This is a genomic window from Streptomyces sp. NPDC048484 (assembly GCF_040651415.1).
In the GTDB taxonomy this organism is placed as follows: Bacteria; Actinomycetota; Actinomycetes; order Streptomycetales; family Streptomycetaceae; genus Streptomyces.
Genome location: NZ_JBEZJY010000026.1, coordinates 105,744 through 118,397 on the forward strand (window position 1 = coordinate 105,744; position 12,654 = coordinate 118,397).

Genomic DNA, 12,654 nt, shown 5'->3' on the forward strand with positions numbered 1-12,654 from the left:
CACCACCGGCACCCCATACCCTCTCGCATCAACGCACGAGGGTTCCAAGCGATTCCATACCCGTCCGACCGGCCCTGCGGTCGGCCGCCGCGGAGAACGCACCGGTCCTGCCGCCGCCCCCCACGCCAGTGCCCGCTCAACGCCCGCTGAGTATCGGCTGCGTGTCGGCGAAATAGATCACCAGCGTCTGTTCCGGCTGTTCGGCCAGGTGGAAGGCGGTGTACGTGTAGTCGATCGCTTCGCCTCCCGGGTGCCGTAGCCGTTTCCGTCCGCTGTGCCGGGCCTGCACCTCGTACTGGGCCCACCAGACTTGTGCTTCCGGGCTGCCCTCGTGCAGCTCTTCGATCAGCCGGGTGTACCGGAGGTCGGTGGGGTGGTGTCCGGACAGGGTCCGGAGCCGGGCGAGCAGGCCTCGCGCCTCCGGCTCCCAGTCGACCAACACGTCCCGGGCCGCGGGTTCGAGGAAGACCCAGCGGACGAAGTTGGCAGTCCGGTCGGCCTCGGTGATGAGGTTCGGGAACAGCTGGTCGGCCGCTTGGTTGTGGCTGAGGACGTCGTAGTTGCCGTCGATGACGTACGCGGGGTGCGGTTGCAACAAGAGCGGGACGGCCGCCACTTCGGGCGGGAGCGGATCGGATGCCTCGGCCTCGGCCGGTGGCGCGTGACCGGCGAGCTGGAGCAGGTGCCCGCGCTCGTGCCGGTTGAGCCGCAGCACCGAGGCGAGGGACTCAAGTACCTGCTCGGAAGCGCGGATCTTCCGTCCTTGCTCCAGATACGTGTACCAGGTGGCGCTGATCCCGGCGAGCAGGGCGAGTTCCTCCCGCCTCAGTCCCGGAGTCCGGCGGCGACCGGTCTGCGGCAGGCCTACCTCGTCCGGAGTGATGCGTGCTCTGCGGCTGCGCAGGAAAGCACCCAGTTCCTGACGACGGTCCGGCTGTTTCGGCATAGCAGTCCTGGTTCCAGAATAAACACGCTCTGGATACCAGGCTAAGTCCGTCGCAGACTGAGTTCAAGTACAGAACGCGAAACGCGATACGAGGAGGAAGACATCATGTCGGGAATCGAAGGCAAGGTGGTGGCGGTCACCGGAGCCAGCGGCGGCATCGGCGAGGCGACCGCGCTGCTGCTCGCCGAACGCGGCGCACGGCTGGTTCTGGGTGCGCGCCGGACCGCGCACATGGAGAAACTGGTGGACCGGATCGAAAGGGCCGGCGGCGAGGCCGTACAGACCCGCACCGACGTGACCCGGTTGGGCGACCTGCACAACCTGGTCGCGCTGGCCGGTGAGCGCTTCGGTCGTCTCGACGTGCTCGTCAGCAATGCCGGGGTCGGCACCATCTCGCCCCTCGACGATCTGCGCGTCGCCGAATGGGATCAGATGGTCGACGTCAACGTGAAGGGTGTACTGCATGGCATCGGTGCCGCGCTGCCGGTCTTCCGGGCGCAGGGGACCGGCCATTTCATCACCATCGCCTCCACGGCCGCGTTTCGTGTCGTGCCGGCCATGGCCGTCTACGCCGGTACGAAGTTCGCGGTCCGGGCCATCTGCGAAGGGCTGCGCCAGGAAGCGGACGGCTCCCTGCGGGTGACCACCGTCTCGCCCGGGGTGACCGCGACCGACTTCGCCGAGGCATCGACCAACCGGCAGATCCGCGCGGAGATCACGAAGATGCGGGACGACATCGCGATCCCGCCTGAGGCGATCGCCCGGGCCATCGCGTTCGCCATCGAACAGCCCGACAGCGTCGACGTGAACGAGATCGTTGTCCGACCCACCGCCCAGAGCTGACCTCCCCCGCCGTTCCGACCCCACCGTTCCGACGCGGACGACTCGTCCGCGCCAGCGGGACTGTCCGGTGGGTGCCGCTGACAGCCTCCCCGCCCTACGATCTCTCGCATGCTGATTCGCCGGACATTACGGATGGTTGTCGTGCTCGCCGTGGCCCTCGCCGGAGCGGTCGGAGGTGGTGTGGGGACGGCACAGGCCGAGGGGAACCGGTCGTCGAACGACAGACAGTTGTTGTTCTACAACCACTCCTACGGAGTCCTCGACCGGGAGACCGCCGACGCCGTCGAACACTCCGACTACCTGCGGGACTTCGCCAGCTTCCAGGTCCGCACCACGACCGGTACCGGCGGACAGACCTGGACCGGCCGCTATCTGACGGGCCGCGAGACCTACCTCGAACTGTTCGGAGTCGGTGACCTTGCCGGCCAGGACGGCACCCTCGGCTCCGCCGGACTGGGACTCTCGACCGAGCGGGCGGGCGACCTGGCGACGGTCACCGAGCGGCTGAAGGACGAGGGGGTCGCCGACCCCGTCGAGTTCCTCCAGACCAGGGACTTCGGTGACGGTGTGCCCGTGCCGTGGTTCGACGCCGTCCTCACCACCACCGAGTACGACGCCTTCGGAGCCTGGGCGATGGAGTACCGGCCCGAGTACTTCGCCGATCCTCGCGGCAAAACCGAGCCGGCGAGTTTCCCCGGTGACGTCGGCCGGGAGCGCTACCTGTCAGACGACTACCGCACCCACCTGATGCGTGACGTGACCTCTCTCCGCCTCGGGGTCACCGAAAGCGACCTCGCCGACACCGTGCCGCTGCTGCGGGCCGGCGGATTCGCCGTCCGGACCGTGACGGGCGGTGGCGGCAGCAGTGGCGGCGGCGTCGTCGCGGAGCGTGGCGGCACCACGATTCGGTTCGACGCCGTCCCGCGCGAACAAGCGGGGTTGCAGCGGGTGGAGATGTCCCTCAACCGGTCCGTGAAGGACCGGCATGTGGAGCGGATCGGTCACTCGGCCCTCGCCGTCGGCCCCGGCAGCCGTGCCGTGTGGACGTTCGCCGACAACGGCACCCGGTAGACGACACCCGACACCCTGGCTCGGCCCCCGGCGTAAGGGCCCCACTCGCTGTCGGCCGATGTCGGCTGGCGGCTGGTGGCTGGCGCGAGGCAGGGGCCCCTCGATGTTGCCCGAGGGGCCCCTGCCCTTTTTCTTGCTCTTGCTCTTCAGCTCACCAGTGTCACTTGGCGGGCTTGTAGAAGGTGTAGGTGGCGGAGTAGGGGACGCTGACCTGGTCGGTGCCGGTGCAGGCGGTGGTCGGGGCGACGCCGCCCTTGGTGCCCAGGCGCTGGATGTAGGAGACGTCGGCGAAGACCCCGGTGCCGCGGGTGGCGGTGGACTTCAGCAGGAGTTCGGGGATGGTGCCGTCCTTGGGTGAGGTGGCGACGGCGGCTGCGTTCACGGCGCTGCCGTCCACCGTGGACACCCAGACGGGACCGCGGGAGTGGAGGGCGACGGGACGGCGGGAGCTGTCCTTCTTGGCCCAGAGGGTGGCGGCGGGCTCCAGCAGCTTCCAGGCACCGTCGGTGCAGGTGTACGTCTGGACGCCCTCGGCGGAGAAGACGCCGGTGAGCCGGTTGCCGTCGGGTACCTTCAGTGCGTCGGGAACCGTTACACCGGCGCGTACGGGCTGCGAGACCGCGGCCTGGCCGGCGGTCGCGCCGGAGAGCATGCCGACGGTCACGGCGGCGAGAGCCGTGGTGGTGAGAACAAGACGCTTGGCGAGCTTCATCGAATGTGTCTCCAGAATAATTTCTGAACGAGGTCACAGGCGCGGGTCATGGGCGCGAACGCGGACGCCGTTCCGCCGTACCGGAATCGTTGACGAGACGACAGATCGGGCCGCAGAGTCGAGCGCGCGGCGCGGTGACGGAGCATCGAGTATCACCGGACGGGTTCCACCCTGACGAGGGCCTGGGGGGCATACGCCCGGTCACGCCGCGGGGACTCGGGGACGCCCGATGTGCCCCTGGAGCGGGTGGGGCCCGCTCACCGGGTCACTCGCCAGGTCACTGCCCGGGTCACTCACCGAACCGCTACCGGGTCACTCACCGGGTCGGCATGCCTCCGTGCGGACTGTTGACCACCATGGGCAGTGAGCCCTCGGCCAGGTAGAAGTGGTCGGGAAAGTACTCGACGTGGAGATGACCGCCGTCCTCGGCAGTGGCCATCTCCCGCAGATTTTCTGCGAGTACCGCCCGGCCGGCGACATCACCGCTGATCACAAGGATGTGCCGCTCCGCGTCCCGGCGGATGAGAACCCCGGGGCCTGACGTCCCCCTGACTTCGACCCCGCCCAGGGCGTCGCCGTTGCCGCCCGGCGAGAAGGTGGAGCTGAGCAACCCCTCGCCCCGGGCCACCGCGTCTGCCAACGAAGTGAGTTCAGCCGCCGATGCGGAGAGATCCACTTCGCCTTCGCCGTAGCCGGGTTCGTGGACCAGCCTCATGGTCGCCACTCCTTCGAAATCGCTCCCCCGGTGATACCCGCCGAAATCCACCGATATCCACTGATGTCCGCCTTCGGTGAGGCCGGTCCAGCCGACGCCACCGCCTCAGGAGACCCGAGGGGCAGCAGAGACCTGAGCGGCAGCAGAGACCCGGGGGATCGCGGAGTTGGGGTCGAAACCCGCGAACGCCAAGCCTATGACGAAGCCCGCCACCTCCTCCAACTGGCGTACGCGGTCCAGGGTCCCCAGCGTCGCCGGTGCTCCGCCGACGTCCCTCACCAGTTCACCGACGACGCCCAGTGCCGCCGGATCGTCGCCGCACATCGCCACGGTCGCACGGGAGCCGCCTTCATCAGCGGGGCTCGTCCACAGGCCGGCGGGGAAGAGATGGAACGCCTTCACCACGTGGGCTCCCGGTGCGAGCCCGGCGATGCGCATCGCCATCGACTCGCCCCGTTCGGTGAGCAGATCGCCGACACCGTGCGCGACGGCGTTCGTGGGGTCGATCAGAGGCGTCCCCGCGAGTACGCCGTCGGAGGCACCCGCCAGCTCCAGCATGTCCGCGACACCGTCCCACGACACGGCGAGCAGCACCGCGTCGCGTCCGACGACCGCAGCGCGTGGCGTGACGGCGAGCACCCCGTGCCCCAGCCGCTCGGCGAGCTTCTCCGCCTTGACCTGCGAACGTCCGGCGACCGCCACCTCGTGCCCCGCGCGCGTCCAGCCCTCACCCAGGGCCGCCGCCAGTGTGCCTGTTCCCAGAATCCCGATGCGCATCGCTGCTCCCTCTCAAGCGGTGGTCGTACGTGCTCAGTTGGGTAGTCACGGTAGGGACCGCGGCACGCACCGATCGGTGCGTGACCGACGCGCGATGATGGCAACGATGTGACGACGGCGCGGTGACGGCGGCAAGATGAGGGCGGCAAGATGACTGATCACCGTGATCACGAGGCGCACTGCTACGAGTTGGTTGCCGACTGCCGCCTGAGGGCGGCCACCGATCTGTTCGCCCACACCTGGGACCCCGTCGCGCTGGCGGCGCTGCGCACGGGCCCGCGCCGACGCCACGAGCTGCGCGCCGCGATCGGCGGCATCAGCGACAAGGTCCTGACCGACACCCTGCGCCGCCTGCTCACCGCCGGTCTGATCGACCGCCGCGCGCACGCCGAGGCACCGCCTCGCGTCGAGTACGCCCTCACCGGTCTGGGACAGAGCCTGGTCGAGGGCCCCCTGATGGCGCTCGGGCGCTGGGTGATCGACCACGGTGACGAGCTTCTCGAAGCTCAGGAAAGGGCGGAGGGCGCCCCACTCCCGTAAGGGCGGGTGAGTATCTCCAGGCTGTGGCCGTTCGGGTCCTCGAAATAGGTGCCGCGGCCGCCGTCGTTCGTGTTGATCTCGTTGACACGGCGGTGGAACGGGTCCGCCCAGTACGTGAGGCCGGCGTCCTGGACGCGGGCGAAGATCGTGTCGAAGTCGTTTTCCGAGACCAGGAACGCGTAGTGCTGGGGCGGGATGGTGCCGACGGCGTCCATGTAGTCGAGGGTCACGCCGTTGGGGATCTGGACGGGGACGAAGGGGCCGTACGGAGGACTCACTTCCAGGCCCAGGATGTCGGCGAGGAACTGGGCCGATGTCTTCTTGTCGTGGGCGGCGACGATCGTGTGGTTCAGCTCGACGGTCATCGTGCGGACCTCCTCGGCTCGTCAGCTCGGACCTTGCGACTGCTGCACCTCCCACGCTAGGCGCCCGCCCTGCTGTGCGGCAGCCCCCGGCGCCCCCCACAGACACGCCAGATAAGGTAAGCCTTTCCTTATAGATCGGGCCCCGCAGGCCTGTGAGCGGCCCCATTGATCCAGTTGGTTCAATGTCCCAGGTATCGGAGCGAGTTGTGCGCACGTCGGTGGTGAAGGCCGTTCTGGCCGTGTCCGTGGTCGGCGGGCTGATGGCCGGATGCTCGGCCTCCGGAGGTTCGGGGAGTTCCGACGGCTCCGGGGCCTCCGGCAGCGGCGGGGGCGAAGGCGGGAAGAGCGACCGCAATCTCGTCGCCGGGGCCTCGCAGGGCCCCTCCGCCGCACCCAGCGCCCTCGCCGACGGCATGGGTACGAAGGCGGCGGACGGCGAGTTCCCCCGTACCGTCGGCCATTTCAAGGGCCGCACGGAGATCTCGGCCGCACCGAAGCGGATCGCCGTGCTCAGCACCGGGCAGCTCGACGACCTCCTCACCCTCGGAGTCGTACCGGCCGCCACCACCCGCGCCGACAACGCGGGACTCGTACCCGGCTACCTCGCCGACGCCTTCCCCCGCTACAAGAAGCCGCTCGCGAGGATGACCGACGCGGGGACGCGGGCCGCGCCCAACCTGGAGACGCTGGCCACCGCGCGACCCGACCTCATCCTCGCCAACGACTCGCTCGGCGATCTCTACCCCAAGCTGTCGAAGATCGCCCCCACCGTGATCACCGCGGGCAACGGCGTCAACTGGAAGCGCGACCTGCTGCTCGTCGGCGATGCCGTCGGCAAGGGTGAGCGGGCGCGGAAGCTCCTCGACGAGCACGCCGAGGACGCCGCCGCGGCGGGCGGGCGGGTCGGCGGGGCGGACACCGCGGTCTCCATGGTGCGGTTCACGCCCGACCGGACCCGGATGTTCGGCGTCTCCTCCTTCACCGGATCGATCGCCGTCGACATGGGGCTCGGACGGCCCGAGTCCCAGCAGTTCAAGGCCATTTCGGAGGACATCGGAGCCGAGAGCATCGATGTCGCGGACGGCGACTGGATCTTCTACTCCGTGCAGGGGGACAAGGGCAAAACCGACGCGGGGAGCGTGCTCGCCGGACCGCTGTGGAAGTCGATGAAGGCCGTCGGGGCCGGGCACGCCGTCAAGGTCGACGACGATCCCTGGTACCTCAACGCGGGCCCCACGGCGGCGCGCCTGGTCGTGCAACAGCTCACCGAGTCCCTCAGCAAGTAGGCGAGTAGGCGCGCAAGCACGTGAGAGACCGTACGAGCGACCGCACGACCGTCCGTACCGCCTGGCTGGCCGCCGCGCTCCTCCTCGCCCTCGCCGCGGTCGCCCTGAGCCTCGCCGTCGGCACCCGCCCGGTGCCGTTGTCCGCTGTGCTCGACGCGCTGCTGCACGGCGGCGGCTCGCGGGACGCGCTGGTCGTACGGTCGTTGCGGCTGCCCCGTACCGAGGTCGGGCTCGCCGCGGGGGCCGCGCTCGGGCTTTCGGGGGCGGCGCTGCAGGCCGTCACCCGCAATCCGCTGGCCGACCCGGGAATCCTCGGACTGAGCCAGGGGGCCGCGGCCGGGGTCGTGTTCGCGATCACCGGCGGACTCGCGAACGGCTTCGGCGGCTATGTCTGGTACGCCTTCGTGGGCGCCGTGCTCGCGGCCTGCCTCGTCTACGCGGTCGCCTCGCGCGGCCGGGGCGGCGCCTCGCCGGTGAAGCTCGCGCTCGCCGGTACCGCGCTGTCCGCGATGGTGGGCGGTGCCACCACCGTGGTCCTGACGTCGAGTTCGGCGACGCTCGACCAGTTCCGGTTCTGGCAGGTGGGCGCCTTGAGCGGGCGCGACGCGGGGACGGTCGGGAAGATGCTGCCCTTCCTCGCGGCCGGCGCGCTGCTGGTGCTCGCCTGCGCGCGCGGCCTCGACGCGCTCGCGCTCGGCGACGACACCGCGCGCGGCCTGGGCCACAGGGTCCAGCTCGTACGGGGTTGTGCGGCGCTCGGGGCCACGGTGCTGACCGCGGCCGCGGTGGCCGCCGCCGGGCCGATCGCCTTCATCGGCCTCGCCGTGCCACATCTGGCCCGCCGCCTTGTCCCGGGCGGCCACCGCTGGACCCTCCCCCTGTCCGCCCTGCTCGGGGCGGCCCTGCTGCTCGCGGCGGATGTGGCGGGGCGGGTCGTCCGCGCCCCCGCGGAAGTGCCGGCCGGGGTGATGACGGCACTCGTCGGAGTGCCGGTGCTGATCGTGCTCGTACGGCGCAGAACGGTGGCCACATGACGGCGGCGAAACCCGAACGACCCCGGCTGACCCGGCCGACCCGGACACCCCGGATGCCCTGGATGCCCATGTCGTCCCCACCGACCTCGCCGACTTCGACGACCCGGCCTGGCACGGCCCCGACGTACCCCCGTTCCGCCGGCCTCTTCGTCATTCGCCGGCGCTCCTTCTCTCTCCTCCTGCACCGCCGCTCGGCCGCGGTGGCCGGCGTACTCCTCCTACTCCTGACGGGCGCGATGCTGCTCTCGGCCTGCGCCGGGCAGACGTACGTTCCGCCCGGCGAGGTCTGGCGGGTCCTGCGCGGCCACGGAGGCCCGTACGACCTGATCGTGGGTGAGCTGCGCGTGCCGCGGATCGTGCTCGGGGCGCTGGTCGGTGCCGCGCTCGGGATGTCCGGGGCGCTCGTGCAGACCGTCACCCGCAACCCGCTGGCCAGCCCGGACGTCATCGGCGTCGGGCACGGGGCGGCGGCCGCGACGGTACTGGCGCTCGCCACCGGAACGGTCGCCTCGCCGGGCGCGCTCCCGGCTGTCTCCGTCGCGGGCGGTCTCGCGGCCGCCGCACTGGTGTACGTACTGGCCTGGCGGCACGGCATGCAGCCCAGCCGGTTCGTGCTCACCGGGGTCGGGATCGGCGTCGCGCTCTCCGCCGTCGTCCAGCTCTACCTCACCGAGAGCGAACTGGCGGCGGCCGAGCAGGTCAAGCTGTGGCTGACCGGCAGTCTCAACGGGCGCGGCTGGGAGCAGGCGGTCCCCCTGGGCTGGGTCCTGCTGGTCTCCCTGCCCGCCCTCGTGTGGGCGAGCCGGGCCTTGCGACCGCTGGGCCTGGACCCCGACACGGCCGCGGCGCTCGGCGTCCGCGTGCACCGGGCCCAGCTCGCGCTGACCGTCCTTGGCGTGATCCTCGCGGCGACCGCCACCGGAGCGGCGGGCCCGATCGGCTTTGTCGCCCTCACCGCCCCCCAGCTGGCCCGCCGCCTGACCCGCGCCCCCCAGCTGCCGCTCGTGGCCTCGGCGCTGACGGGAGCGGTGGTCCTGGTGACGGCCGACCTGACCGCCCGCACGATGATGCCCCCACTGGAAATCCCAGTGGGGGCACTCACAGCCCTGGTGGGCGGCCCGTACCTGCTCTGGCTACTGGCCGCCCCCAAAAGCTGAAGGGCAGGGGCGCAGCCCCGCTCTTCAGGGCCCGGGGAGGGCGGGGCGCCACCCCGCCGCTTTTCAGGGGCGCGGGGAACTGCGCGACCAACCCCCACCGGCCCGCGGCCGAAAACGCGCTTAGATCTTCTAGATCGTCGCGGCGTCGATCACGAACCGGTACCGCACATCACTCGCGAGCACCCGCTCGTACGCCTCGTTGATCTCGGACGCGCTGATCAGCTCGATCTCCGCGCCGAACCCGTGCTCGGCGCAGAAGTCCAGCATCTCCTGGGTCTCCTGGATGCCGCCGATGCCCGAGCCGGCCAGGGTCTTACGGCCACCGATCACCGAGAACAGGTTCAGGGAGACCGGCTCCTCGGGCGCGCCCACGTTCACGAAGGCGCCGTCCGTCTTGAGCAGGGCGAGGAACGCGTCCAGGTCCAGCGGGACCGCGACCGTGGAGAGGATCAGGTCGAACGAGCCGCGCAGCTCCTCGAAGGTCTTCGGGTCGCTGGTCGCGTAGTAGTGGTCGGCGCCCAGCTTCAGGCCGTCCTCCTGCTTGCGGAGCGACTGCGACAGGACGGTCACCTCGGCGCCGAGCGCGTGCGCGATCTTGACGCCCATGTGGCCGAGGCCGCCCATGCCGAGGATCGCGACCTTCTTGCCGGGGCCGGCGTTCCAGTGCTTGAGCGGGGAGTACGTGGTGATGCCGGCGCACAGCAGCGGCGCGGCCTCGTCGAGGGCCAGGCCCTCGGGGATCCCGACGGTGAAGGCCTCGTCGACCACGATGTGGGTCGAGTAGCCGCCGTAGGTGACCTCGCCGTTCCTGTCGACGGCGTTGTACGTGCCGGTGTTGCCCTCGGCACAGTACTGCTCCAGGCCCGCCTTGCAGTTCTCGCACTCGCGGCAGGAGTCGACCATGCAGCCGACGCCCACGCGGTCGCCGACGGCGAACTTGCTGACGCCGGAGCCGACCTCGGTGACGATGCCGGCGATCTCGTGGCCGGGGACCATCGGGAAGATGGCCTCGCCCCAGCCCTCGCGGGCCTGGTGGATGTCGGAGTGGCAGATGCCGGCGAACTTGATCTCGATGAGGACGTCGTTCTCGCCGACCGGGCGACGCTCGATGGTCGTCCGCTCCAGCGGAGCCTTGGCGGCGGAAGCAGCGTATGCGGCGACAGTGGTCATGCGGGGGAATCTCCTAAGGAGTGATACTGCGCCCGGCCTGCTTTCCGGCCGGGTACGGCATCCAGCCTGCCGCGCTTGCCGCCTGTCACCCAGACCACGGTTCTTCGTACGTCCACTGGTCCTACTACTGATGGGGGCAGGGTCGTACGCGTACGACTGCGCGCCACCGTGAATACTCGAGGTATGGACGAACAGCCCTCTCCCTCTCAGGGGCGCTCTCAGGGGCCCACCGGCGAAGCCGGCCAGAAGCCGGGGCGGCCGCTGGACCCGCGCGCCGAGCTCAGCGAGTTCCTGCGCACCCGCCGGGCGCGGCTGAAGCCGGAGGACGTGGGGCTGCCGGACTTCGGGCGGCACCGCCGGGTGCCAGGGCTGCGCCGCGAGGAGCTGGCGCAGCTGGCCGGGGTGTCCGTGGCGTACTACACACGCCTTGAGCAGGGCAACGGGCGGAACGTGTCGGGGGAGGTGCTCGACGCGATCGCGCGCGCTCTGCGGCTGAGCGGGGCCGAGCACGCGCATCTCACGCATCTCGCGAAGCCGAAGCAGCACAAGAAGAAGCCGTCGGGCCGGCCGCAGCAGGTGCGGGTGGCGATGCGGCAGCTGATCGACACCTTCGACAGTGTGCCCGCGTACGTCGTCGGGCGGCGCTCGGACATCGTCATCTGGAACCGGATGGCCGCGGCCGTCTTCGGGGACTGGTCCGAGATGCCTGCGCAGGAGCGGAACTGGGCGCGGTTGGTGTTTCTCAAGCCCGAGTACCGCGAGCTGTTCGTGGAGTGGGAGCGGAAGGCGTCCGACATCGTGAGCTATCTGCGCATGGACGCGGGCTGCCATCCGGACGATCCTCGCCTGTCTGCCCTCGTCGGCGAGCTCTCCGTGAAGAGCGAGGAGTTCCGGCGCCTCTGGGCGACGCACGACGTCAAGGAGAAGAGCCACGGTGTGAAGCGCCTGCATCATCCTCTCGTCGGCGAGCTGACTCTCTCCTTCGAGACCTTCAAGCTCGTCGACGACGAGGAGCTGTCGATGATCACGTATCACGCGGAGCCGGGTTCGCCGTCGGCGGAGGCGCTGCGGCTGCTTGCCAGCTGGGGTACGGACGCGACCCGGGCGGGGACGTCGGCGCCGCGGGCGTAGTTTTTTCGCCCCCGCCGCCCCTGCCCTTCCCGTCACTGCTCAGGGGCTCCGCCCCCGAACCCCCGTTGCGCAGTTCCCGGGGCCCCTAGGTACCCAGGGGCCCCGGGAACGGGATCAGCCCTGGTACGGCGGGGCTGAACCCCACGACCACTGTGGAACCGGCTGCTCCCCCGGCGGCACCACGTCCGGGCCGGAGAAGTACACCGCCAACCGTGTCCCCCACTCCGCGTACGCGACGAACGCAGAGCGGAACTCGGCGTCCGTCGGCAGCCCCGCCTCGTCCGCCGCGTCCTGCAGCAGATTGACCCAGCGCCGCCGCTGGACCTCGGTGATGCTCTTCCCCAGGTGCTTGGCGACCATGTGCCCGTGCCCGCCCTGCGTCTCGGAATAGGAGGGCGGCCCACCGAAGACCTCGCTGAACCAGGACGCGACATGGGACGCGTGCTCGGCGGCGAGCCCTTCGAAGACGGGGGCCAGGACGTCGTCCTTGAGGACCTTGTCGTAGAAGACCTCGGTGAGACGTGTGAAGGCCTCGGCGCCCCCGGCCCAGGAGAACAGCGTGGGCACGGCCGACCCCGTACCCCGTACCGTCGTCGGTTTGTAGTGGCGCATCTCCTCGATGGACCCGTCGAAGGGGCCTACCTCGGCGATGAAGTCGGTGAAGAGCTCGGACCGGCGGAAACCCTCGACATGGTCCTCGGTGGACGTCCAGGTGATGCGGAGCACGAAGTGCTCGAAGTCCTTCTCGCAACGGGCCAGCTCGTAGTCGACACACTCTGGAGCCGCCGCGAGGTGCGCGGCGGCTCGGGTATAGGCAGCGAGGAACTGCGGCGACTGCTGCTCGGGAATGAGGTACCGGATGTACTCAACGGTGTGCGCGGTCATACCCCCCGCATACCCGAACGGC

14 protein-coding genes are annotated in these 12,654 nt (G+C 70.3%); 7 read left to right on the forward strand and 7 right to left on the reverse strand.

What is annotated here, in order from left to right:
• Positions 1–136 precede the first annotated feature (136 nt).
• Positions 137–946, reverse strand: a complete 810-nt coding sequence (locus AB0D14_RS25960; protein ID WP_362783277.1) for a helix-turn-helix transcriptional regulator — start codon at positions 944–946, stop codon at positions 137–139.
• 105 nt (positions 947–1,051) lie between these two features.
• Between AB0D14_RS25960 and AB0D14_RS25965 the strand changes: the two genes are divergently transcribed.
• Both AB0D14_RS25965 and AB0D14_RS25970 read left to right on the forward strand, forming a co-directional pair.
• The gene (locus tag AB0D14_RS25965) at positions 1,052–1,789 is read left to right on the forward strand and encodes an SDR family oxidoreductase (protein ID WP_362783280.1); all 738 of its coding nucleotides are present in this window, start codon (positions 1,052–1,054) and stop codon (positions 1,787–1,789) included.
• 132 nt (positions 1,790–1,921) lie between these two features.
• The gene (locus tag AB0D14_RS25970; protein WP_362783403.1) at positions 1,922–2,860 is read left to right on the forward strand and encodes a DUF5829 family protein; all 939 of its coding nucleotides are present in this window, start codon (positions 1,922–1,924) and stop codon (positions 2,858–2,860) included.
• Between the two features lie 160 nt (positions 2,861–3,020).
• On the opposite strand, the gene AB0D14_RS25975 is transcribed toward AB0D14_RS25970, so the two are convergent.
• The 3 genes from AB0D14_RS25975 to AB0D14_RS25985 form a co-directional block, all read right to left on the reverse strand.
• Entirely contained in the window at positions 3,021–3,572 is a 552-nt protein-coding gene (locus AB0D14_RS25975) for a DUF3455 domain-containing protein (protein ID WP_362783283.1), read from the reverse strand.
• A gap of 316 nt (positions 3,573–3,888) precedes the next feature.
• Positions 3,889–4,287: a hypothetical protein gene (locus AB0D14_RS25980; protein WP_362783286.1), complete on the reverse strand. Its 399-nt coding sequence runs from the start codon at positions 4,285–4,287 to the stop codon at positions 3,889–3,891.
• Between the two features lie 105 nt (positions 4,288–4,392).
• Positions 4,393–5,064 (reverse strand): NAD(P)-binding domain-containing protein, encoded by a 672-nt coding sequence (locus AB0D14_RS25985; protein WP_362783289.1) that lies wholly within the window; start codon positions 5,062–5,064, stop codon positions 4,393–4,395.
• A 150-nt stretch (positions 5,065–5,214) separates the two neighbouring features.
• Between AB0D14_RS25985 and AB0D14_RS25990 the strand changes: the two genes are divergently transcribed.
• On the forward strand, positions 5,215–5,604 hold the full coding sequence (locus tag AB0D14_RS25990) for a helix-turn-helix domain-containing protein (protein ID WP_362783292.1): 390 nt from the start codon (positions 5,215–5,217) through the stop codon (positions 5,602–5,604).
• Here AB0D14_RS25990 and AB0D14_RS25995 read toward each other — a convergent pair.
• On the reverse strand, positions 5,571–5,969 hold the full coding sequence (locus AB0D14_RS25995) for a VOC family protein (protein WP_362783295.1): 399 nt from the start codon (positions 5,967–5,969) through the stop codon (positions 5,571–5,573). The genes AB0D14_RS25990 and AB0D14_RS25995 overlap by 34 nt on opposite strands.
• Positions 5,970–6,151: 182 nt before the next feature.
• Here AB0D14_RS25995 and AB0D14_RS26000 point away from each other — a divergent pair, with 182 nt between their 5' ends.
• From AB0D14_RS26000 to AB0D14_RS26010, 3 genes are read left to right on the forward strand one after another with little or no spacing between them, the layout of a single operon-like run.
• Positions 6,152–7,255: an iron-siderophore ABC transporter substrate-binding protein gene (locus tag AB0D14_RS26000; protein ID WP_362783298.1), complete on the forward strand. Its 1,104-nt coding sequence runs from the start codon at positions 6,152–6,154 to the stop codon at positions 7,253–7,255.
• Positions 7,256–7,275: 20 nt separating this feature from the next.
• Positions 7,276–8,289 (forward strand): iron ABC transporter permease, encoded by a 1,014-nt coding sequence (locus tag AB0D14_RS26005; protein ID WP_362783301.1) that lies wholly within the window; start codon positions 7,276–7,278, stop codon positions 8,287–8,289.
• Complete coding sequence (locus AB0D14_RS26010; protein ID WP_362783304.1) at positions 8,286–9,446, forward strand: iron ABC transporter permease; 1,161 nt, start codon at positions 8,286–8,288, stop codon at positions 9,444–9,446. The genes AB0D14_RS26005 and AB0D14_RS26010 overlap by 4 nt, the downstream gene beginning before the upstream one ends.
• 129 nt (positions 9,447–9,575) lie before the next feature.
• On the opposite strand, the gene AB0D14_RS26015 is transcribed toward AB0D14_RS26010, so the two are convergent.
• Positions 9,576–10,616, reverse strand: a complete 1,041-nt coding sequence (locus AB0D14_RS26015; protein ID WP_362783307.1) for an NAD(P)-dependent alcohol dehydrogenase — start codon at positions 10,614–10,616, stop codon at positions 9,576–9,578.
• Positions 10,617–10,799: 183 nt separating this feature from the next.
• Between AB0D14_RS26015 and AB0D14_RS26020 the strand changes: the two genes are divergently transcribed.
• Positions 10,800–11,747: a helix-turn-helix transcriptional regulator gene (locus AB0D14_RS26020; RefSeq protein WP_362783310.1), complete on the forward strand. Its 948-nt coding sequence runs from the start codon at positions 10,800–10,802 to the stop codon at positions 11,745–11,747.
• A 114-nt stretch (positions 11,748–11,861) separates the two neighbouring features.
• Here AB0D14_RS26020 and AB0D14_RS26025 read toward each other — a convergent pair whose 3' ends face one another.
• The gene (locus AB0D14_RS26025; protein ID WP_362783313.1) at positions 11,862–12,632 is read right to left on the reverse strand and encodes an antibiotic biosynthesis monooxygenase; all 771 of its coding nucleotides are present in this window, start codon (positions 12,630–12,632) and stop codon (positions 11,862–11,864) included.
• Positions 12,633–12,654: the final 22 nt, after the last annotated feature.

Excerpts from the sequence above, each read along its gene's own strand:
- AB0D14_RS25960 (WP_362783277.1), bottom strand. The coding sequence starts at position 946 with ATGCCGAAACAGCCGGACCGTCGTCAGGAACTGGGTGCTTTCCTGCGC.
- AB0D14_RS25965 (WP_362783280.1), top strand. The coding sequence starts at position 1,052 with ATGTCGGGAATCGAAGGCAAGGTGGTGGCGGTCACCGGAGCCAGCGGC.
- AB0D14_RS25970 (WP_362783403.1), top strand. The coding sequence starts at position 1,922 with ATGGTTGTCGTGCTCGCCGTGGCCCTCGCCGGAGCGGTCGGAGGTGGT.
- AB0D14_RS25975 (WP_362783283.1), bottom strand. The coding sequence starts at position 3,572 with ATGAAGCTCGCCAAGCGTCTTGTTCTCACCACCACGGCTCTCGCCGCC.
- AB0D14_RS25980 (WP_362783286.1), bottom strand. The coding sequence starts at position 4,287 with ATGAGGCTGGTCCACGAACCCGGCTACGGCGAAGGCGAAGTGGATCTC.
- AB0D14_RS25985 (WP_362783289.1), bottom strand. The coding sequence starts at position 5,064 with ATGCGCATCGGGATTCTGGGAACAGGCACACTGGCGGCGGCCCTGGGT.
- AB0D14_RS25990 (WP_362783292.1), top strand. The coding sequence starts at position 5,215 with ATGACTGATCACCGTGATCACGAGGCGCACTGCTACGAGTTGGTTGCC.
- AB0D14_RS25995 (WP_362783295.1), bottom strand. The coding sequence starts at position 5,969 with ATGACCGTCGAGCTGAACCACACGATCGTCGCCGCCCACGACAAGAAG.
- AB0D14_RS26000 (WP_362783298.1), top strand. The coding sequence starts at position 6,152 with ATGTCCCAGGTATCGGAGCGAGTTGTGCGCACGTCGGTGGTGAAGGCC.
- AB0D14_RS26010 (WP_362783304.1), top strand. The coding sequence starts at position 8,286 with ATGACGGCGGCGAAACCCGAACGACCCCGGCTGACCCGGCCGACCCGG.
- AB0D14_RS26015 (WP_362783307.1), bottom strand. The coding sequence starts at position 10,616 with ATGACCACTGTCGCCGCATACGCTGCTTCCGCCGCCAAGGCTCCGCTG.
- AB0D14_RS26020 (WP_362783310.1), top strand. The coding sequence starts at position 10,800 with ATGGACGAACAGCCCTCTCCCTCTCAGGGGCGCTCTCAGGGGCCCACC.
- AB0D14_RS26025 (WP_362783313.1), bottom strand. The coding sequence starts at position 12,632 with ATGACCGCGCACACCGTTGAGTACATCCGGTACCTCATTCCCGAGCAG.